Source organism: Staphylococcus sp. GDY8P198P, from assembly GCF_017891615.1.
Classification (GTDB): domain Bacteria; phylum Bacillota; class Bacilli; order Staphylococcales; family Staphylococcaceae; genus Staphylococcus; species Staphylococcus cohnii.
In genome coordinates this window covers 1-745 of sequence record NZ_JAESJQ010000031.1, presented here as the reverse complement: position 1 = coordinate 745, position 745 = coordinate 1, and the positions used below count along the sequence as shown (strand labels likewise).

Here is a 745-nt window from a genome sequence, read left to right as displayed (position 1 = left end):
AACAAAGGACTAATCCGCAAATGATATGCTCCCTTCAAAGTAGACACTTAAAAATGTAAACTTTGAAGGGAGCTTTTTTATGACTCATAGAAAATTATCACCTGAAACTTATCAAAAAGCTTTCAGCTTATATGAAGAAGGATATAGTATTAAAAATGTAATTCAAAAATTAAATTTAAATTGTTCTCCTAGAACATTATTGATTAACTATTATAAATTTAAGAAGCATGGAATAAAGGTGCTTTTACCAATTCAAAGAAATAATACCTACTCAAATGAATTTAAGCTTAAAGTTGTGAACGAATATATAAATGATGGCCTATCTTTAACTGATTTAGTAGTTAAATATAATATCCCCACTACTTCAACTGTAAACAAATGGATTTCAAAGTATTTATCGGGTAAAATATTAAAAACATATTCTCCAAAACCCGAGGTGTATCAATTGAAATATAAATCATTAACATTTGAAGATCGTGTAGAAATCGTTGATTATTATATGAATCATGGCCAATCGTATAAGACAACAGCAAATCATTTTAACATCAATTATAGCCAAGTATATAACTGGGTAAAAAAGTACAACTTGGATGGGTATGATGGACTTAAAGATGGACGTGGAAAAGGGAAACCCCAGTCTGTATTAACACCTGAAGAGGCATTAAAAGCTGAAATTAAGATACTTAAAGAGAAAAATAAATTTCTTCAAATGGAAAATGACGTTTTAAAAAAGGAAGAAGAAATA

The 745-nt window shown here is 28.6% G+C and carries 1 protein-coding gene; it reads left to right on the top strand.

Annotated elements, in window-relative coordinates; all coding sequences use genetic code 11:
- Positions 1-79: 79 nt before the first annotated feature.
- Positions 80-745: helix-turn-helix domain-containing protein (locus tag KA824_RS12790; protein WP_210133281.1), on the top strand; the 666-nt coding region annotated here is incomplete at its 3' end.